This window comes from Planomonospora algeriensis (genome assembly GCF_977012225.1).
In genome coordinates, this window is sequence record NZ_CDRNDK010000039.1 from 1 (window position 1) to 19,207 (window position 19,207).

General features: G+C 72.6%; 15 protein-coding genes and 2 pseudogenes. 7 read left to right on the forward strand and 10 right to left on the reverse strand.

The genetic code is table 11. The annotated features are described in order from the left end of the window. Positions 1-40 precede the first annotated feature (40 nt). On the reverse strand, positions 41-637 hold the full coding sequence (locus tag ACWJ6R_RS07040) for an HD domain-containing protein (protein ID WP_449061405.1): 597 nt from the start codon (positions 635-637) through the stop codon (positions 41-43). Between the two features lie 71 nt (positions 638-708). On the opposite strand from ACWJ6R_RS07040, the gene ACWJ6R_RS07045 reads away from it, so the two are divergent. The 3 genes from ACWJ6R_RS07045 to ACWJ6R_RS07055 all read left to right on the forward strand — a co-directional run bounded on the left by ACWJ6R_RS07045 (position 709) and on the right by ACWJ6R_RS07055 (position 3,635). Further along, the gene (locus ACWJ6R_RS07045) at positions 709-1,740 is read left to right on the forward strand and encodes a helix-turn-helix domain-containing protein (protein ID WP_449061406.1); all 1,032 of its coding nucleotides are present in this window, start codon (positions 709-711) and stop codon (positions 1,738-1,740) included. 204 nt (positions 1,741-1,944) lie between these two features. Continuing rightward, positions 1,945-2,400 carry a heparinase II/III family protein gene (locus tag ACWJ6R_RS07050; RefSeq protein WP_449061407.1) on the forward strand — a complete coding sequence of 152 codons (456 nt, stop codon included), beginning with the start codon at positions 1,945-1,947 and terminating at the stop codon, positions 2,398-2,400. Between the two features lie 53 nt (positions 2,401-2,453). Continuing rightward, entirely contained in the window at positions 2,454-3,635 is a 1,182-nt protein-coding gene (locus ACWJ6R_RS07055) for a heparinase II/III domain-containing protein (RefSeq protein WP_449061408.1), read from the forward strand. Positions 3,636-3,740: 105 nt separating this feature from the next. On the opposite strand, the gene cimA is transcribed toward ACWJ6R_RS07055, so the two are convergent. Next, complete coding sequence (cimA, locus tag ACWJ6R_RS07060; RefSeq protein ID WP_449061409.1) at positions 3,741-5,318, reverse strand: citramalate synthase; 1,578 nt, start codon at positions 5,316-5,318, stop codon at positions 3,741-3,743. A 277-nt stretch (positions 5,319-5,595) separates the two neighbouring features. Here cimA and ACWJ6R_RS07065 point away from each other — a divergent pair, with 277 nt between their 5' ends. Further along, positions 5,596-6,249 (forward strand): O-methyltransferase, encoded by a 654-nt coding sequence (locus tag ACWJ6R_RS07065; protein ID WP_449061410.1) that lies wholly within the window; start codon positions 5,596-5,598, stop codon positions 6,247-6,249. Positions 6,250-6,341: 92 nt separating this feature from the next. On the opposite strand, the pseudogene ACWJ6R_RS07070 reads toward ACWJ6R_RS07065, so the two are convergent. The 3 genes and pseudogenes from ACWJ6R_RS07070 to serA all read right to left on the reverse strand — a co-directional run bounded on the left by ACWJ6R_RS07070 (position 6,342) and on the right by serA (position 10,837). Then, positions 6,342-7,438: pseudogene (locus ACWJ6R_RS07070) on the reverse strand (branched-chain amino acid aminotransferase). A gap of 195 nt (positions 7,439-7,633) precedes the next feature. Further along, entirely contained in the window at positions 7,634-8,680 is a 1,047-nt protein-coding gene (locus tag ACWJ6R_RS07075) for a 3-isopropylmalate dehydrogenase (protein WP_449061411.1), read from the reverse strand. 567 nt (positions 8,681-9,247) lie between these two features. Further along, complete coding sequence (serA, locus tag ACWJ6R_RS07080) at positions 9,248-10,837, reverse strand: phosphoglycerate dehydrogenase (protein WP_449061412.1); 1,590 nt, start codon at positions 10,835-10,837, stop codon at positions 9,248-9,250. A gap of 539 nt (positions 10,838-11,376) precedes the next feature. On the opposite strand from serA, the gene ACWJ6R_RS07085 reads away from it, so the two are divergent. Then, complete coding sequence (locus tag ACWJ6R_RS07085; protein WP_449061413.1) at positions 11,377-12,057, forward strand: hypothetical protein; 681 nt, start codon at positions 11,377-11,379, stop codon at positions 12,055-12,057. Between the two features lie 337 nt (positions 12,058-12,394). Beyond that, a complete protein-coding gene (locus ACWJ6R_RS07090; RefSeq protein WP_449061414.1) occupies positions 12,395-13,147 on the forward strand; it encodes a class I SAM-dependent methyltransferase in 753 nt (250 codons plus the stop codon). Between the two features lie 44 nt (positions 13,148-13,191). On the opposite strand, the gene ACWJ6R_RS07095 is transcribed toward ACWJ6R_RS07090, so the two are convergent. The 4 genes and pseudogenes from ACWJ6R_RS07095 to ACWJ6R_RS07110 all read right to left on the reverse strand — a co-directional run bounded on the left by ACWJ6R_RS07095 (position 13,192) and on the right by ACWJ6R_RS07110 (position 17,129). After that, the gene (locus ACWJ6R_RS07095; RefSeq protein ID WP_449061415.1) at positions 13,192-14,229 is read right to left on the reverse strand and encodes a hypothetical protein; all 1,038 of its coding nucleotides are present in this window, start codon (positions 14,227-14,229) and stop codon (positions 13,192-13,194) included. 457 nt (positions 14,230-14,686) lie between these two features. Further along, positions 14,687-15,853, reverse strand: a pseudogene (locus tag ACWJ6R_RS07100) (FtsX-like permease family protein); the annotation flags it as partial. Further along, positions 15,850-16,554, reverse strand: coding sequence for an ABC transporter ATP-binding protein (locus ACWJ6R_RS07105; RefSeq protein WP_449061416.1), 705 nt, complete (start codon positions 16,552-16,554; stop codon positions 15,850-15,852). The pseudogene ACWJ6R_RS07100 and the gene ACWJ6R_RS07105, both read right to left, overlap by 4 nt. Beyond that, complete coding sequence (locus tag ACWJ6R_RS07110; protein WP_449061417.1) at positions 16,554-17,129, reverse strand: PadR family transcriptional regulator; 576 nt, start codon at positions 17,127-17,129, stop codon at positions 16,554-16,556. Before ACWJ6R_RS07110 ends, ACWJ6R_RS07105 begins: the two co-directional genes overlap by 1 nt. Before the next feature lie 97 nt (positions 17,130-17,226). Here ACWJ6R_RS07110 and ACWJ6R_RS07115 point away from each other — a divergent pair, with 97 nt between their 5' ends. Then, positions 17,227-17,772 carry an FHA domain-containing protein gene (locus tag ACWJ6R_RS07115; protein WP_449061418.1) on the forward strand — a complete coding sequence of 182 codons (546 nt, stop codon included), beginning with the start codon at positions 17,227-17,229 and terminating at the stop codon, positions 17,770-17,772. A gap of 66 nt (positions 17,773-17,838) precedes the next feature. On the opposite strand, the gene ACWJ6R_RS07120 is transcribed toward ACWJ6R_RS07115, so the two are convergent. After that, on the reverse strand, positions 17,839-19,095 hold the full coding sequence (locus tag ACWJ6R_RS07120; protein WP_449061419.1) for an MFS transporter: 1,257 nt from the start codon (positions 19,093-19,095) through the stop codon (positions 17,839-17,841). Between the last annotated feature and the right edge of the window lie 112 nt (positions 19,096-19,207).

The window sequence follows — 19,207 nt, forward strand, 5'->3', positions numbered from 1 at the left end:
CGCGCGCCCGCCGGGGCCGGGCCGGGAGGTCGCCGGGCGGTCAGCGGTCCAGCGGGTTGGCCTCGATGCGGCCGACGACGCCGCCGCGGACGAACTCCCCGGCCAGACTCTCCGGCTTGCGTTCCCCCTGCGCCTTGATGCAGGCGGCGAACTCCTTGCCGATCTCCAGCCGGGGATGGCGCTCCAGCACCTCGGCCCGCAGGCCGGCGGGCCAGTCCTCCGGTCGCCGGCCGGAGATGTCCAGGCCGGTGGAGAGCTCCAGCAGGTGCCCCTCGGGGTCGGCGGCGACGTCCACCTCGGCCCACATGTGCCGCACGACCACCTCCGAGGCGCGCCTGCGGCGCTCGACCGGCCAGCCCGCACCCGCGGCGAAGACCCACGCGACGTGCCCTCCGGCCTCCTCGAACGGGACCGTGTGGCTGTCGAACTCCGGCACCAGCCCGATGTCGTGGAACATCGACGAGACGTACAGCAGCTCGGCGTCGAAGGCGATGTCGCGTGCCTGCGCATAGGCCGCCGCCCACAGGTAGGCCCGGACCGAGTGGTTCAGCAGGGAGGGCGAGCAGTAGGCCGTGGCCGTCTCCAGGGCGGCGCGGCAGACGGCGGTGTCGGGAACCGTGATGTCGGCGAGTCTCATGCCGACCAGCATGTCCGGCCGGGCGGAACCGGGCGAGCGGCCGGGAGGCCATCCGTCGATAGGATCCCGCCATGAATCCCCCGGTCGCGGGTTTCTCGACGGTGGCGGTGCTGCTCTTCGACGAGATCCCCCTCTTCGAGGCGTCGGTGCCGATCGCGGTCTTCGGCGAACGGCGGGAGGGCATGCCGGAGCTCGACGTCCGGGCGGTGGCCGCCGAGGGCGGCCCGGTGCGCACGGACGCCGGCATGACCCTCGCCGCGCCGTACGACCTGGACGCCGTCGACGACGCCGACCTGGTGATCGTGCCGACCTGGCGGAACCCGTCCGCCGGCCGACCGCCGTCGCCGGAGGCGCTGGAGTCGCTGCGCCGGGCCCACGGCCGGGGCGCGACGGTCGTCTCCCTGTGCCTCGGCACGTTCGTGCTGGCGGCCACCGGGCTGCTGGACGGGCGCCCGGCCACCACGCACTGGCGCTACACGGGGCTCCTGGCCTCGGCGTACCCGCGCGTCGAGGTCCGGCCCGACGTGCTCTACGTGGACGAGGGGGACATCCTCACCTCGGCGGGCAGCACCGGCGGCATCGACCTCTGCCTGCACCTGGTCCGCCGCGCGTACGGCACGCAGGTGGCCAACACCATCGCCAGGAGCCTCGTCACGCCGCCGCACCGGGCCGGCGGCCAGGCCCAGTACATCGACCGCCCCGTCCCGGCCCCGGCGACCGGCGACCCGTTCGGCGACGCCCTCGACTGGGCCCTGCGCCACCTGGACCGGGAGCTGAGCGTGGACGCCCTCGCCGCCCGGGCGCTGATGAGCCGCCGCACCTTCGACCGCCGTTTCCGCCGGGCCACCGGGACCACCCCCGCCCAGTGGCTGCTCCACCAGCGCGTCCTGCACGCCCAGCGGCTGCTGGAGACGACCGCCGAGCCGGTCGAGCAGGTGGCCCGCAGGTCGGGCTTCGCCTCCGCGGTGGCGCTGCGGCCGCACTTCCGCCGGCAGGTGGGCGTCCCTCCCACCGCCTACCGGGAGGCCTTCGGCCCGAGCGGCCCGGACGGCCCGGACCCCCCCGGTCACGCGAACGGTGCGGGTCTCGCGGTGACCGGCTGAGCGGGCGCTCACATGAGACCGCCCGCACCGCGGGAGCCGCAGCCGGCCGTCCGCCCCGATCCCGACCTGGGCCGGGGCCCGTTAAACCGTTCCCGTGCATCTGGTTGCTAACGATGTGCTGGAAGAGGGCATCCCCGCTTGACCGGTTTGGTGGGATTCGGTCAGCTTGATCCGCCCTCTTCACTCGGCCCGGAAGGAACTGGCGTGCGCCGCCGCACACGAGCACTCGTACTCCCCACCGCCCTCCTGCTGACCTGCGGCGCGATGGTCGGCACCGCCCAGACCGCCGGCGCCGACGGCGCCGCGGTCAAACGCACGGCCGAGTGCCAGGGCGACTGGCTGCCCGCGACCCCGACGTCGCCGGACATCATGGCCGGGGAGGTGGAGTTCCTCGGCCTGCCCCCGGTGAAGGTGGGCAAGGACGTCGACTGGCGGACCGACCCCTACCGCAACCGCTCCTGGAGCATGGTCTTCCACTCCCTGCGCTGGATGGGCCGCCTGGTCGCCGACTACGAGACCAACGGGGACAAGGCCTACCTGACCCGCGCCACCGAGATCGCCAAGGACTGGGTGGCGGACAACCCCCGCCGCGGCGGGGCAGCCCGTACGCCTGGCAGGAGCACCCGATCGCGCTGCGCGCCCCCGCGCTGGTCTGCCTGAGCAAGCACGTCGGCGAGTCCTGGCTGACCAGGAGCCTGGCCGAGCACGCCTCGATGCTGTCAGACCCGAAGCTGTACGAGAAGGGCCACAACCACGGCATCGACCAGGACATCGCGCTGCTGGGCATCGGCTGCCGCTACAAGCGCGACGAGTGGTCCTCTTTGGCGATCCGCCGACTGACCGAGACCGTGGATCTCGACGTCGACTCCCAGGGTGCGCTGCGCGAGCAGGCGCCCCGCTACGCGACCTACGTCCACGACCGGCTCAAGGTGGCCATGGACGGCATGAAGGAGTGCGGCCGGAAGGTTCCCGCGTCGATCGAGCGCCGCTGGGAGTCGCTCAAGGACTTCGTCGCCCACTCCACCCAGCCCAACGGCTTCATGGTGCCGATCGGGGACGGCGGCGCCGACGTCCGCCCGGTCGGCTACGACAGCCCCAAGAAGACCGTGAAGGTGTACCGCAACGGCTACGTCTACGGCCGGACCGCCTGGGGCAAGCCGGAGTCGGCGTTCTACTCCATCCGGTTCGGTCCGGGCACCAAGTACCACGGCCACGAGGACCACCTGGGCGTCACCTACTACGCCCAGGGCCGCGACGTCCTGGTCGACGCGGGCTTCCACTCCTACGAGAACAGCGGCTACCGCCGCTGGACGATGTCGCCCGAGGCGCACAACGTGCCGGTCGTGGCCGGCGCCCGCTTCCGCCCCCGGACCGCCACCGCCCTGAGCAGGTCGTCGATCGGCGAGGACCGGCAGAGCTACCGCCTCACCGACAAGGCGTACGGCGTGCCGCGCACCCGCTCGGTCCTGGTCGGCCACGGCGAGGACCTGATGGCCGTGCTCGACACGGTGCCGAAGGGCTCGAAGGTGAGCAGCCTGTGGCACTTCGCCCCGGGCCTGTCGGTGGTCTCCAACGAGGGCGGCCGGGTCGTCGTCAAGGACAAGACGGGCTGGAAGGCGACGCTGGTCCAGCTCGCGATGCCGGCCTGCACGCCGGTCGGCGGCCAGAAGGTCGTCCGCGGCGCGAGCAGCCCCTACCAGGGCTGGGTCTCCACCGCCTACCTGAAGAAGGAGGCCGCCCCCGCCGTCGTCTCCCCCGCCGTCGCGGGCGGGCTGCTGACCGTGGTAGTGCCCGGCACCGACCAGCCCTCGGTCTCCTGCTCCGGCGGCCGGGTGAAGCTGGAGACCGCCAAGGGCTCGGCCTCCTTCAAGGCCGGTCGCGCGGACCTCTCCTGACGCGGCGGCGGGACCGCGGCACCCTGCCCCCGGGGACGGGGCGCCGCGGTCCCGCCCGCCGGATGCGGCGCCGTATCCCCGGCTTCGTTCCCGGCCGCCGGGACCTCAGCCCGCCTCGTGCCCCGCGCGCAGCAGGCCGTACGTGACGGCCTGCTCCAGGGCCTGCCAGGAGGCCTCGATGATGTTCTCGTCGACGCCCACGGTCGCCCACTCGGCGGTCGCGTCGCTGGAGGTGATCAGCACGCGCGTGATCGCGTCGGTGCCGTGCGCGCCCTCCAGGATCCGCACCTTGAAGTCGATCAGCTCGACCCCGGCCAGCTCCGGGTAGAGCCGCTCCAGCCCCGCCCGCACGGCCCGGTCCAGCGCGTTGACCGGGCCGTTGCCCTCGCCGGTGGCGACGATCCGCTCGCCCTTGGCGTGCAGCTTGACCGTGGCCTCGCTGATCAGCTCGCCGCCGCGCGTGCGCTCGACGATGACCCGCCAGGACTCGACCGCGAAGTGCCGGCGCCGCTCGCCCGCCACGGTATCGCGGAGCAGCAGCTCGAAGGAGGCGTCGGCCGCCTCGAAGGTGTAGCCCCGCGACTCCAGGTCCTTGACCCGGTCCACCAGGTCGCGCGAGGTCTCGGGCGACAGCTCGTAGCCCAGCTCGCGCCCCTTGAGCTCGACAGAGGCGCGCCCGGCCATGTCGGAGACGAGCATCCGCATGTCGTTGCCGACCTGCGCCGGGTCGATGTGCTGGTAGAGGTTGGGGTCGACCTTGATCGCACTGGCGTGCAGCCCGGCCTTGTGCGCGAAGGCGGAGACGCCGACGTAGGGGGCGTGGGAGTTGGGGGTGACGTTGGTCACCTCGGTGATCGCGTGCGCGATGCGGGTCATGTCGGCCAGCGCCTCCCGCGGCACGAGGTCGAAGCCCCGCTTGAGCTGGAGGTTGGCCACCACGGTGAACAGGTTGGCGTTGCCGGAGCGCTCGCCGTACCCGTTGGCGCAGCCCTGCACGTGGGTGGCGCCGGCCTTGACCGCGGCCAGCGTGTTGGCCACCGCGCAGCCGGTGTCGTCATGGCAGTGGATGCCGACGCGGGCGCCGGTGCCGACCGCGGCGTGGACGACCTCGGCGAGCTCGTCGGGGAGCATGCCGCCGTTGGTGTCGCAGAGCGCGATCACCGACGCGCCCGCCTCCGCGGCGGTCCGCAGGACCTCCAGCGCGTAGGCCGGGTTGGAGGCGTAGCCGTCGAAGAAGTGCTCGGCGTCGAGGAAGACCCGCTGGCCCTCCGCCCTGAGGTGGGAGACCGTGTCGCGGATCATCGCGAGGTTCTCCTCCAGGGTGGTGCGCAGGGCCAGCTCCACGTGCCGGTCGTGACTCTTGGCGACGAGGGTCACGACCGGCGCGCCGGATTCGCGCAGTGCGGCGACCAGCGGGTCGTCGGCCGCCTTCACCCCGGCCCGGCGGGTCGCGCCGAACGCGGCGAGCTGCGCGTGCTTCAGGTCGAGCTCGGTCCGAGCCCGCCGGAAGAACTCGGTGTCCTTGGGGTTCGCTCCGGGCCAGCCGCCCTCGATGAACCCGACGCCCAGGCCGTCCAGGTGCCGCGCGATGGCCAGCTTGTCGGCCACCGTCAGGTTGAGGCCCTCCTGCTGCGCCCCGTCGCGGAGCGTGGTGTCGTAGACGTGGAAGCGGTCGTCGGTCATTGAGGATCTCCTTCGCGGTGCGATGATCGCCGCGCGCCCGTCCGGCTCCGGGAAACAAAAAGACCCCTCACGGACGTGAGAGGTCTGCGCGCTGGCGGTGTCCCTTTTCAGCCAGCGCGCCTGCCGATAATGAGCAGACCGTAGAACATGATGCCTCGAAGTCTGCCATACGCTGCCACCATCTGACACATTGATCTCGGGATACGAGACGTACGGCCCGGCGCCGCGGGAGGGGCCCCGCCCCGGGAGATCGACTCCGACCGGCGAGAATGGCCGGATGAAGGCGACTTATCTCGAACCGGCCGTCGGGCAGTACCTGCTCGCGCACACCGCCCGGCCCGACGAGCTGCTGAACGCCCTGGCCCTGGAGACGCGCGAGCTCATGGGCGAGCGGGCGAACATGCAGATCGCCCCCGACCAGGGCCGCTTCCTCACCATGATCGCCCAGATCTCCGGCGCCCGGAACGCCGTGGAGGTCGGCACCTTCACCGGCTACTCCTCCGTCTGCCTGGCCCGCGGCCTGGCCCCCGGCGGCCGGCTGACCTGCTTCGACTCCAGCGAGGAGTGGACCGCGGTGGCCCGCCGCTACTGGGAGAAGGCCGGGGTCGCCGACCGCGTCGAGCTCCGGCTCGGCCCGGCCGCCGAACGGCTGCGCGAGCTGACCGGCGGCCCGCCCGTCGACCTGGCCTTCATCGACGCCGACAAGCCCGGCTACCCGGCCTACTACGAGATCCTGATGTCCGTCCTGGCCCCGGGCGGGGTGATCCTCGTCGACAACACCCTGTGGGGCGGCCGGGTCGCCCACCCCAAGGAGCGCGACGAGACCACCCAGGTGATGCGCGAGTTCAACGACCTGGTCATGGCCGACCCCCGGAGCACCTCGATCATGATCCCCATGGCCGACGGCCTGACCATGATTCGAAAGCACTGACGGCGGTCACCCGGCCTCCGGGCCGGCCGGTTCCGCGGTCGCGGAACCGGCCGGGCCGGAATCCGGGCGGCCGCGGGCCGGCGGGGAGCCGGTCAGCAGATCTTGTGGACCCAGCCGTGCGCGTCGGGGCGGGTGCCGTACTGGATGCCGGTGAGCTCCTCGCGGACGCGGCGGGTGACCGGGCCGGGGGTGCCGTCGCCGACCGTCCAGGCGCGGTCGGCGCCCTTGACCGAGCCGACCGGGGTGACGACCGCCGCGGTGCCGCAGGCGAAGACCTCGGTGAGCTCGCCGGACTCGCAGCCCGCCTGCCACTCCTCGATCGAGATGCGGCCCTCCTCGGCGGTGAGGCCGAGGCTGTCGGCCAGGGTCAGGATCGAGTCGCGGGTGATGCCCGGCAGCAGCGTGCCGGTGAGCGCCGGGGTGAGCAGGCGGTCGCCGTAGACGAAGAACAGGTTCATCCCGCCCATCTCCTCGACGTAGCGGTGCTCGTTCGCGTCCAGCCAGACCACCTGGTCGCAGCCCTGCTCGACGGCCTGGCGCTGGGCCACGAAGGCCGCCGCGTAGTTGCCGCCGCACTTGGCGAAGCCGGTGCGCCCGGGGCCGCGCGGGTGTACTCCGTGGAGAGCCAGACCGAGACCGCCTTGCTGGCGCCGAAGTAGGCGGCGGCCGGGGAGGCGATCACCATGAACCTGTAGTTCCTCGACGGATAGTTCACGCCGAGTGCGGGCTGCGTGGCGATCATGAAGGGCCGCAGGTAGAGGCTGTGCCCCTCGGTCGTCGGCACCCACTCCCGGTCGGTCTGGACGAGCAGTTCCAGCGACTCGACGAACGTCTCCTCGGGCAGCTCGGGCATGGCCATGCGCAGCGCGGAGGTGTTGAAGCGGGCCGCGTTGGCGTACGGCCGGAAGGAGACGATCGCGCCGCCGCTCGGCTGCCGGTAGGCCTTGAGGCCCTCGAAGAGCTCCTGGGCGTAGTGGAAGACCGAGGTCGCCGGGTCCAAGGTCAGCGGGCCGTACGGCGTGAGCCGGGCGTCGTGCCAGCCCTCGCCCTCGGTGTAGTCGATCGAGATCATGTGGTCGGTGAAGACCTGACCGAACCCGGGACTCTCCATTACCCGCTCACGCTCTGCCGCGGTGCGCGCGTGGTCGGAGAGCTGCACATCGAAGCTGAGCTTCTGAGCGGTGGTCATGACGGAGATCCTTCTCTTTGTGGCGGGTCTACCCTTTAGTCCATTCTGCGACGGACCGGGTAACGGGAAACTACTGCATTCCGGCCGGTGATCGGCAGGAGGCGGGACCGGCGAAGGGGTCCGGAGACGCGAAGACGCGCCCGGCGGCTCGCTGGGAGCCGCCGGGCGCGTCTGGGATCGAGGTGGGCGGCTTCCTCAGCCGGCTACTCGGGCGGTGATGTCGTCGCCGATCTCCTGGGTGGTCCGGCCGCTCCAGCCGGTCAGCCGCTCGACCAGGTCGTCGGCGACGGCCTGCTCGACCCGGGCGGACTCCTCGGCCAGGCCCAGGTGGTCCAGGAGCATGGCGACCGACAGGATCGTGGCGGTGGGGTCGGCCTTGCTCTGCCCGGCGATGTCGGGGGCGCTGCCGTGGACCGGCTCGAACATGCTCGGCGCGGTGCGCTCGGGGTTGATGTTGCCGCTGGCCGCCAGGCCGATGCCGCCGGCGATCGCCGCGCCGATGTCGGTGATGATGTCGCCGAAGAGGTTGTCGGTGACGATCACGTCGAACCGCTGCGGCTGGCTGACGAAGAACATCGAGGCCGCGTCGATGTGGCAGTAGTCGGTCTCGACGTCGGGGTACTCCAGGCTGACACGGTCGACGGTGCGGGCCCACAGGTCGCCCGCGTAGGTCAGCACGTTGGTCTTGTGGACCAGCGTCAGCTTCTTGCGGGGGCGGGAGAGCGCCTTGTCGAAGGCGTAGCGGACCACGCGCTCGACCCCGTGGGCGGTGTTCACCGACTCCTGGGTGGCGATCTCGTGCGGGGTGCCGCGGCGCAGCACGCCGCCGGCCCCGGCGTACAGCCCCTCGGTGCCCTCCCGCACGACGATCATGTCGATGTCCTCGGGGCGGGCCTCGCCGAGCGGGGTCTCCACCCCGGGGAAGAGCTTGACCGGGCGGAGGTTGACGTAGTGGTCGAGGTCGAAGCGGAGCCGGAGCAGCAGCTCGCGCTCCAGGATCCCCGGAGGCACGCTGGGGTCGCCGATCGCGCCGAGCAGGATCGCGTCGTATCCGCGCAGCTCGTCCAGGACCGTGTCCGGGAGGGTCTCACCGGTCTCGTGGTAGCGCTTGGCGCCGAGATCGTAGGTGGTGGTCTCCACCTTCGCCCCGACCGCTTCGAGGACCTTCAGACCTTCGGTGACGACTTCGGTCCCGATCCCGTCACCCGGGATGACCGCCAGGCGGATGTTACGCGAATCCATGCTGGAACCTTACCGGTCCGTCCCGGTGGTCGGACACCGGTCTCACGGGTTGGACACTTCGGGCGTCTCGGACAGATCGGGCTAGCGGTTCGGCGCACCGCCGTTGTCGCGGCGGTCCAGCGCCGCCTGGAGGGCCTCGGCGGCCTCCTCCTTGGCGTCCTCGGGACGGTTCCAGGGATACATGTCGTACATGGCGACTCTCATTCGGTCGTACGGAAAGCAGCACGGGACCAGGGGGAGGGGTCCGGAGGTGCCGATCGCGGCCCCGGACCGGGCCTGGGGTCGCGGGTCCGGATCACGGACCGGCGACGAGGGGCTCACAGCCGGCGAGGCGCCACCGCACCGCGGCGGGTCGCCGGCCTGCCCTTCAGGCCCCGCCGCGGCAGGTAAGGATGGTGAGAACCTGGCGCATTTCATTCCAGATTACCTGGTCATCGCGGTGCCGTCTCGCCCGCTGTATGGACTTCCCACATGCTGAGACGGCCGCCGCCCCTCGACTGAGGGACGGCGGCCGTCTCGGAGAGCGTCGCCGCGGGTACCGCCCGCCGGTCGCGGCGGGCGGGGCCGCTAGTCGGCCAGGTCGACCGAGCGGCCGCCCTCGGCGCCGATCTCGGCGACGATCTGCTCGACGACGTCGGCCGGGATCGCGGTGTCGACGGTCAGCGCGATGAGCGCCTTGCCGCCCTTGGCGTGCCGGGCCACCTGCATGGAGGCGATGTTGATGCCGTGGTCGCCCAGGATGCGGCCGACGACGCCGACGACGCCGGGGCGGTCGGAGTAGGTGAAGAACGACAGGTGGTCGGTCGGCTCGATCTCGATCTGGTAGCCGTTGACCTCGACGATCTTCGTGATCTGCCGCGGACCGGACAGGGTGCCCGAGACCGAGACCGTGCGGCCGTCGGCCAGGACGCCGCGGACGGTCACCACGTTGCGCCAGTCGGGGCTCTCGGAGCTGGTGACCAGCTCCACCGTCACGCCGCGGTCCTTGGCCAGCAGCGGGGCGTTGACGTAGGTGACGGAGTCCTCGACCACGTCGGTGAAGACGCCCTTGAGTGCGGCCAGCTCCAGCACCCGGACGTCCTGGGCGGCGATCTCGCCGCGGACCTCGACGTCGAGCCTGGTGGCGACCTCGCCGGCCAGAGCGGTGAACACGCGGCCCAGCTTCTCGGCCAGCGGCAGGCCCGGCTTGACGTCCTCGGCGACGGCGCCGCCCTGGACGTTGACCGCGTCCGGCACGAACTCGCCGGCCAGAGCCAGCTTGACGCTCCGGGCGACCTGGGTGCCGGCCTTCTCCTGGGCCTCGTGGGTGGAGGCGCCCAGGTGCGGGGTGACGACGACCTGGTCCAGCTCGAACAGCGGGCTGTCGGTGACGGGCTCCTTGGGGAACACGTCGATGCCGGCGCCGGCGACCCGGCCCTCCTTGATCGCGGAGTACAGGGCGCCCTCGTCGATGATGCCGCCGCGGGCCACGTTGATCAGGCGGACGGACGGCTTGACCAGGTGCAGCTCCTTGTCACCGATGAGGCCGATCGTCTCCTTGGACTTCGGCAGGTGCACCGTGATGAAGTCGGCCTCGCGCAGGGCCTCCTCCAGCGAGACCAGGCGCACGCCCATCTGCGCGGCGCGGGCCGGCTGCAGGTAGGGGTCGTAGGCGATCAGCTCGACGCCGAAGGGCTGCAGGCGCTGGGCGACCAGCTGGCCGATCTTGCCGAGGCCGAGGATCGCCACGACCTTCTCGTCGAGCTCCACGCCGGTGTACTTCGAGCGCTTCCACTCGCCGCCCTTGAGCGCGGAGTGCGCCTGGGCGACGTTGCGGGCGGAGGCGAGGATCAGCGCGACGGTGTGCTCGGCGGCGCTGGTGATGTTGGAGGTCGGCGCGTTGACGACCATGACGCCGGCCTTGGTCGCGGCCTCCACGTCCACGTTGTCCAGGCCGACGCCCGCGCGGGCGACGACGCGGAGCCGGGGCGCGTGCGCGATGGCTTCGGCGTCCACCTGGGTGGCGCTGCGCACGATGAGCGCGTCCACGTCGGCGAGGGCGGGCAGGAACTGGGCGCGGTCGGCGCCGTCGGTGTGACGGACTTCGAAGTCCGCGCCCAGGACCGCGAGACCGGCCTCGGAGAGTTCCTCTGCGACCAGTACGACGGGCTTGTTCACTGGTGGTTCCTTACGAGACGGGGAGGGCTGCACCGGATCTCACGCAGTCTATCGGCGCTTGTGAACGTGTTCACGAGTGTCCCGCGATCCGAGACGGAGATCACCTCCGGCCTGCGGACGGGGACTGGTACCCAATCTCCCCGAATCTCATGCACAGAACCTTCAACTTGGTATTGCTGCGATAAATCTTCACGATTACCCTCATAAGCCGTGGTCCTCTACCTATCGTTCGTCATATGAGCATCGGCAACCCCGCTCTCGGCGATGTGCTCGCGCAGCACGGCGGCCCGCACCGGCTGCTGGCCGCGCTTGCCGAAGGGGGGGCTCCTCGTCGCCGTGCGACCGGATCGCTCCGTCGTCCTCGGGACGACGCAGACCGGTGACCGGGTGCTGCTCGGATACACCTCCGCGGGCACCTACGCACGGCACGGCGGCAGCCACTCCCTGTCGGACTGCGACGCCGACACCATCCTCGACATCCAGCGCGTCACCGGCGTGCGCGAGATCGTGATCGACGCCGCCGGTCCCACGGCCGCGGCGTGCCGATCGAGGACCTCCTGCGATACCTGCGCTCCACCCGCACCGGTCCCGCGCCGGCGCTGTCGGGCACGACCCCGACCGCCTACGCGACCGGGGCGATGGCGACGGTCAGCCGCGCCTCGGCGGTGAGCTCGGCCGGTCCGGTGAGCTCGGCGGCCCCGCTGGCCTCGGCCGGACCCGTCGGCCCGCTGGCCTCGCCGGTCCCCCCTGTCTCGTCGAGCCCTCCCGCTCCGCCGAGCCGGCCGCTCCCGCCGGCCCGGCCGATGACCACCCCGGTGCCCGCGGCCTCCGCGCAGCCCTGGATCCCCGCGCCGCGCCCCCATCTGTCGGGGCCGATGCAGATGGTCGACCCCGGCTACAAGCGGTGCGCCCATCCGATCCTGCCCGCGCTGCGCGTGGCGATCGCCCAGCTCCTCGCCGACTTCCCGCTCATCCACCACGTGTGGATCTCCGAGGCCCGGACCGCCTCGGGGGCGCCCGGGATCATGCTCCACGTCAAGGTGCACATGTCCGCGGCCGAGGACGTGGTGCGCGACCTGCACCGCATGGTGCGGGCCCGGCTGCCCCAGCTGGCGGCGAGCGACGCGCCGATCCTCATGGCGCGGGTCGCCGACGCGCGCAGCGAGCAGCGCATGATCGAGGTCGGCGCCCACGTGGTCTGCGCCGACGTACGGGACTGACCGCGGCCTCCACGGCTCCTCGGTCTCCTTCGAGGAGTCGCGCGACGTCGCCGAGACGCCCCGGACCGCTCCGGGGCGGAGGCCGTGGTGGGCCCCGGCGCCTCCGCGGGCCGGGTCGGCGTGCCGTACTTCGCGGCGTACGTCCCGGACGCTCCCGGACCGCCGCCGACGGCTGCGGCCTGCGTGGTTCTGGTAACCATGCCCTTGCGGGTCTGGCCGTCCAGCGGTCCTGCGGGCGCTGCGCGCCCCCGGCCGGCCAGGCCGCCGTCCCCGCGGTGATCAGCTTCACCGCGGCGCCGACGACCTGCAAGCACCGGCTCGCGGAGGTTCAACGGAGATGACCCGTTCCAACCCGATCCATCAGCTGCGCTATGCCGTACGGCATCCGGACCGGATCGTCCCGCACGTGCGGAGGCTGGCCCGGGACACCTGGTTCCGGCTGCGCACCAGCGACCACGTCAGCTACTACCGGGCCGTGATGAGGTCGGACACGGCGCGCAACCCCGAGGCGGCGGTGGGCAGCAAGTCGCACGAGCGGTGGCTGGCCCTCGGCCGGATGCAGTTCGACTACCTGGTCGGGCACGGCCTGCGCCCCGAGCACCGGATGCTGGAGATCGGCTGCGGCAACCTGCGCGCCGGCCGCCTGTTCATCGACTACCTCGACACCGGCGGCTACTACGGCCTCGACATCTCCCCCGACATCCTCGTCGCCGCCCAGAGGACCCTCATCGAGTACGGCCTGCGCGACAAGCTCCCGCACCTGACCCCGGTCCGGGACCTGAAGCTGGAGTTCCTGCCCGACGCGCACTTCGACGTGGTCCACGCGCACAGCGTCTTCTCGCACTCCCCGCTGCACGTGATCGAGGAGTGCTTCGCCCACGTGGGGCGCGTCATGCGGCCCGGCGGCTGGTTCGACTTCACCTTCGACCGGACCGAGGGCCGCGAGCACCAGGTGCTGCGCGAGGACTTCTACTACCGGACCGAGACGCTGGTGAACCTGGCCGCCCGGTACGGCCTGACCGCCAAGTTCATGGACGACTGGGAGGAGCTCCCGCACAAGCAGTCCAAGATCCGTATCACCCTGCCGTAGCCCCGTGCCCTCCTGTGACGGGCCGGGGAGGGCACGGGCGCGGGTCAGGCGATCCGGCGGGTGAGCGTCACCTTCGTCCGGGCGGACAGCGCGGCCACCGCCGAGGCGAGCACCGGCAGACCGACCACCACCGCCGCGAGGAAGAGCCACGGGAGCTCGACCGTCGGTGCTCCCTCCGGCAACGGCGGCAGCCCTCTGCCCGGGTTCTCGGCCAGGAAGACGCCGTAGCCGCGCACCGTGGTGGTCATCGGCCAGGCCGCGCCGATGCCGGTCACCACCCCGGCCAGGGTTCCGACCAGCACGCCGAGACCGGCGACGAACCCCGCCTGCCCGGCGACGACGAGCCGGCGGGTGCCGGGCGGCGCGCCGACGGCGGCCATGGTCGCCAGGTCGGGCCGCAGGTCGGCCGCGGCGAGCCCGGTGGCGACGAACGTGCCGCCCAGCACCAGGACGAACGCCGCCCCCAGCAGGATCCAGAGCTGGGCGGCGAGGTCGCCGTTTGTGAACCCCCGTTCCAGGTAGGCGTTCGTCCGGCCGGCCGAGACCGCCGAGAGGTCCCTCTCGAACCGGATCTCCTGCTCCGGGGAGAACGGCCGGGCGCCCAGGTCCGCGTAGAGCCTGCGGGGCGCGGTCGTCAGCCCGGCCGCGCGGAGGGCGGAGGCGGGCAGCACGACGAGGGCGTGCCGGGGGTTCACGGGCTCCGCGGCGACCGCGGGCACCTCGATCTCGCGCTGTTCGCCGTCCCCGTAGGGGACGGCATCCATCCGCAGCCGCCCGTCCCGAACCAGTTCTGGATCGAACACCACGGCCCTGCCCGAGGCCAGCGCCTCCGCCGCCGCCGGGTCGTGTCTGCCCTGGACGAGGCGGAGCAACCGTTCGTCCCCGACCGGCAGGTCTCCGTGGTTTCCCTCGATGTACGGCGTGCGGCCGGACGGGGGCCTGATGTACAGCGCCACGTCCTGCCCTCCGGCATCCCGCACGGCGGCGGCCTCGATGAGCGGCACTCCGGGCAGCCGTCGCCGGGTGGCCTCCCCGACCTCGGCCCACCCGCCGTCGTCGATCTGCCTGCCGCCGACCACCATGGTCCCGGCCGGACGACGCCTGGTAGGAGTCCCGGTTCTCAGCGGAGTTGCTGCTCACCGCGACCCCGCCCGCGGTGAACGCCGCGGTCGCGGTCATCACCGCCGCGACGGCGGAGGCCGTGCGGATCCGGTGCCGGGCGGCGTCCCGGGCGGCCAGGCGGAACGGGAGCGGGAACCTGCCCGCCAGCCCCGCGGCGGCCCTGACCAGCCTCGGTGTCAGCGCGATCAGCCCGAGCTGGGAGAGCAGGGCCGCGGCGAAGACCCAGGTCTCACCGAACCTGACGGCCAGGAAGGCCGCCGCGATGCCCGCGACGAGCAGGACGGCGCCCAGCACGGGGCGACCGGCCCGGTCGCGGGTGTCGTGGGCCTCTCTCCTGCGCCCACCCAGCACCGCCGCCGGGTCCTGGCGGGCCGCCTGTACGGCGGGCACCACCGCGGCCGCCAGCCCGCTGCCCGCGCCCAGTACGGCGACGGCCGCGATCCACGGCCAGGGGACGTCCAGCGGGCCGACCCTTCCGATCAGGCGTCCCGCCTCCAGCGCGGCGGACAGGACGGCGAGGCCGACGCCGAGGGTGAGACCCAGCACCGCCGCCCCACCGCCGAGGACGAGGCCGTCAGCGAGGACCACCGTGCGCAGGTGTCCCGGGGAGCCGCCCTGCGCGGCGATCAGCGCGAGCTCCCGGCGGCGGCGGCGGAGCCCTACCGCGAAGGCGGGGCCGGCCAGCAACACCACCTCCAGTACGACCATGACCCCGGTCAGGCCGATCCCCGCGACCCATTCCACGTCCGTGTACGACGACTCGGCATAGGGCGCGGTGGTGGCGGGCGGGTTCTCCGTGACGGCGCGGGAGTGGGCGAGCAGCCCGGCCGCGTTCAACCTCTGCACCTGCCCCCAGGTGACCGGACCGGGGGTGTCCGCCAGCCAGCCGGTCCCCGCGCCGTCCCGCTCGTCCAGCAGCACGCCGGGGAGACCCACGATCCCCGGGTGGTCCACCCGGTGCGGGTGCTCGACCACGCCGACGACCCGCACCGGCCGGTCCTGCCGCGTCACCGCCAGCATCGCGCCGAGCCCGGCTCCCCTCTCCCTCGTCCCGGCGGTGATCACGACCTCCTGCGGGGAGGCCGGCAGCCGCCCTTCCAGCAGGCGGTACAGGCCCGCCGCCAGCGGGTCACGCAGGTCCACCTCGTGGGCGTCCACCTGCTCGTAGCCGTCCGGTGTCCGGAACTCGACACTGCCCTCGTTCAGCGGCAGCAGCCGCGCCTCCTCTCCGAGGAGCCCCGCCACCTCGGCTGCCGACCGCGGCCGCGTCGAGGTGGCGGCCTCCCCGGAAGAGGCCCAGCCCCCGCCCGTGACGTCCTGGTACACGCCTTCCTGGAATCCGGTCGTCCTGATGTGCACGTCGGCCGCGCCGAGTTTCGCGGTGAGGCCCTCCCGGGGCTCGACGTCGGCGGTCTCCAGGAAGGTCAGCATCGCGGTGACCACGAGGACCGGGAGGCCGATCATGGCCATGATCAGGGCGCTGCGCCCCTTGGCCCGCAGGGCGTCGCGGCGGGAGATGCGCAGGGCGGCGAGCAGGGCCGCCAGCGGGGAGCGGGTGCTCCCGCCCGTCCGGCCGGCGCTCATCGGGCGCTCTCCAGGGACGCGGCGGTGGAGTCGGCGATCTCGCCGTCGCGCAGGAAGACCACCCGGTCGGCCCAGGCGGCGTAGCGCGGCTCGTGGGTGACCAGCAGCACGGCCGCGCCGGCGTCGCAGCGGGTGCGCAGCAGGCGCAGGACGTCGTCGCCGGTGGGGGTGTCCAGCGCGCCGGTGGGCTCGTCGGCCAGGATCAGCCGCCGCTCGCCGACGAGGGCGCGGGCGATGGCGACCCGCTGCCGCTGGCCGCCGGAGAGCTCGTCGGGGAAGCGGCCGGGCTCGGTGATCCCGATCTCGGTGAGGATCTCCGCGGCCTCGCTCCTGGCCTGCCGCGCCCGCACGCCGTCCAGCTCGCGCGGGAGCATCACGTTCTCGGCGGCGGTCAGTGACGGGATCAGGTTGAGGTCCTGGAACACGTAGCCGACGTGCCTGCGGCGCAGCGCCGCCAGCCGCCCGGCCGACAGGCCGGACAGCGGCACGCCCTCGACGGTCACCTCGCCCGAGGTGGGCCGGTCCAGCCCGCCGGCCAGGTTCAGCAGGGTCGACTTGCCGGACCCCGACGGTCCCATCACCGCGACCAGCTCTCCGGCGGCGACGTCCAGGCTCACCCCGCGCAGCGCGGGTACGGCCTGCGGGCCGTCGCCGTGGACGCGGGTCACGTCCGCGAGCCGTACGACCGGGTCGAAACTCATCAGAACTCCTCATCTGGGGAGGGCCCGGATCCCGGCTCCGGGGAGCGGGGGGCCTCCGGCGTCTCCTGCGTGCGGGGGGAGGCCGCGAGCACGGCCTCGCAGTGGTCGAGCCAGCGCTGCTCCGCCTCGGCCTGGAAGACCATCGAGTCGAGCACCAGCCGCTGCGCCGGGCCCTCGGCGCCCGCCATGGCCCGGGTGAGCTCCTGCAGCGCGCGCATGGTCGCGGTGCGCTGGGCCCGGATCACCGGGCGCGGGTCGGCGCCGGCCGCGACCGCCATGGCCAGCTTGACGACCAGTTCGTCCCGGGGCCGGTCGGACCGGGCGACGGGGGTGCTGAGCCATCGCTCCATCTCGGCCCGGCCGGCCTCGGTGATCGTGTAGACGACCCGGCCCTGGGCGTCCTGCTCGCCCGGTGCCACCAGGCCGTCGCGCTCCAGGCGCGAGAGCGTCGTGTAGACCTGGCCGATGTTGAGCGGCCAGATCGCCCCGGTGGACGCCTCGAACTCGGAACGCAGCTGGTAGCCGTAGCGGGGCCCCTGGCTCAGCAGGGCGAGCAGCCCTTGTCGGATCGCCATGAATACTGAGTATGCATACTCGGTATGGTCACGGCAACCGGGGGTGGGGATCCGCATATTCTGGACAGGAATCGTGCTTGGGACCGATACTCGGGGGATGAGCTCGACGCATCCCCCGGCACGCGCATCCGACGGGGACCGCGATCGTGCGATCAACGAGCTCCGGGACCGTGCCGTCGAGGGGCGACTGTCGCACGACACGTTCCTCGGACGCGTCGACATGGCGCTGCGCGCCCGCAACCAGGGCGAACTGGACGACCTGGTCGCCGACCTGCCGCAGCGCGGCCGGCTCCGCCGCATGGTGACGGAGGTCGTCTCCTCGATCTCCGACTTCACCACGCGGGTGGAGTCCGCCTGGCGCCGGCCGCGACTGCCCAAGCTGGCCCTGCCCGGCGACGCCCGCAGCCGCTACGTGGTGGGCCGAGGTTCGGCCTGCGACCTGGTCCTGGCCGACCTGACCGTCTCCCGGATCCACGCCGAGCTCCGCCGGGACGAGGAGGACTGGATCCTCGTCGACCTCGGCTCGCTCAACGGCACCCGGCTGAACGACTGGCGGCTGGTCGGTCCGGCGCGGGTCCGGCCGGGTGACGTGATCTCCTTCGGCGACTGCGCGTTCGTGGTCGTCATGCCCCAGCCGACCTGATCTCCTGCTCCGTGAGGAGATAGCGCGTCGTCAGCAGCACCGCGATCCCGGCGAAGAGGGCGGGGATCAGCGTGCCCCCGTACAGCACGGCCCGGGCGCCGAAACGGGCTGCTCCACCGCCGCGCCCGAGCCGGACTCCACGAAGCCCGCCACGCTCAGCAGCCAGCCGAGCACCAGCGCGCCGAACGCGAAGACCACCGTCTCGGCCGCCGTCCACAGGCCGGTGAACACCCCGGCGCGGTTCCTGCCGGTGACCGCCGCGTCGTGGACGATCACGTCGGAGAGCATGGAGAACTGCAGCAGCTGCAGTCCGGCGTAGCCGACGCCGACGACGAGCACGCACGCGTGCGCGTAGACCGGCCCGAACCCCTCCGTCAGCGCCATCGCGGCCGCCCCGGCGGCGAACAGCACCGAGGCCGCGAGCATCGCCCCGCGCTTGTCGTAGCGCCGCGACAGGGCGACCCAGCCCGGCATCGTCACCAGCAGCGGCCCGACGATGCACAGCAGCAGGGTGCCGGTCGCCCCGGGATCGCCCAGCGTGTAGGTCGCGAAGTACGGCGCGCCCGCCAGCAGCGTCCCGGCGGCGAACATCTGGGCGCAGCTCAGGCCGAGCAGCAGCAGGAACGGCCGGTTCGTGCGGGCCGCGGCGAACTGCGCCCGCAACGACGACTCGGCCTCGGCCCGGACGACCACCGGGGCGCGGGCCGTACCGAAGAAGGAGGCCAGCATCGACACGAGCAGCACCGCGGCGACGATCAGCCCCATGAGCCGGTAGCCGGACACCTCGGTGCCGGCGATCACGGGCGCCACGGAACCGGACAGCAGGATCGCCAGGCCGATGAAGACCATCTTCCACTGCAGGATCGCCGAGCGCTCGTGGTAGTCGCCGGTCATCTCGGCCGGCATCGCCTTGTAGGGGACCTCGTAGAAGGCGTAGGCCGTGGCGGTGAGCAGGTAGCAGACCGCGACGTACGCCGCGGCGGGCAGGCCGGTGAGCGGCGGCCCCGCGAACATCGCGGCGAACGCGACCGGCAGGGTGAGCGCGCCCAGCAGCATCCAGGGGCGGCGGGCGCCGAACCGGGAGACCGTCCGGTCGGAACGCTGGCCGACCCAGGGGTTGACGACCACGTCCCACACCTTGGGGAGGAAGGCCACCAGGCCCGCGATCCAGGCGGGCACGGCCAGCACATCGGTCATGTAGAACAGCAGCAGCAGGCCCGGGACGGTGCCGAAGGTGGCGGTGCAGACCGAGCCGACGCCGTAGCCGAGGCGCACGCCCAGCGGGACGGTGGAGACGGGGGCACCGGACGCCGGTGTGATCATCATCACATTGAACCGCACCAAGTGTCCGCTTGGTAGACCCAGACGGCCCGCCTCCCCCTGGACCGCTCCACGGCGGGCGACCCTCCACCCTTTCCGTCGGAAATATGCACGA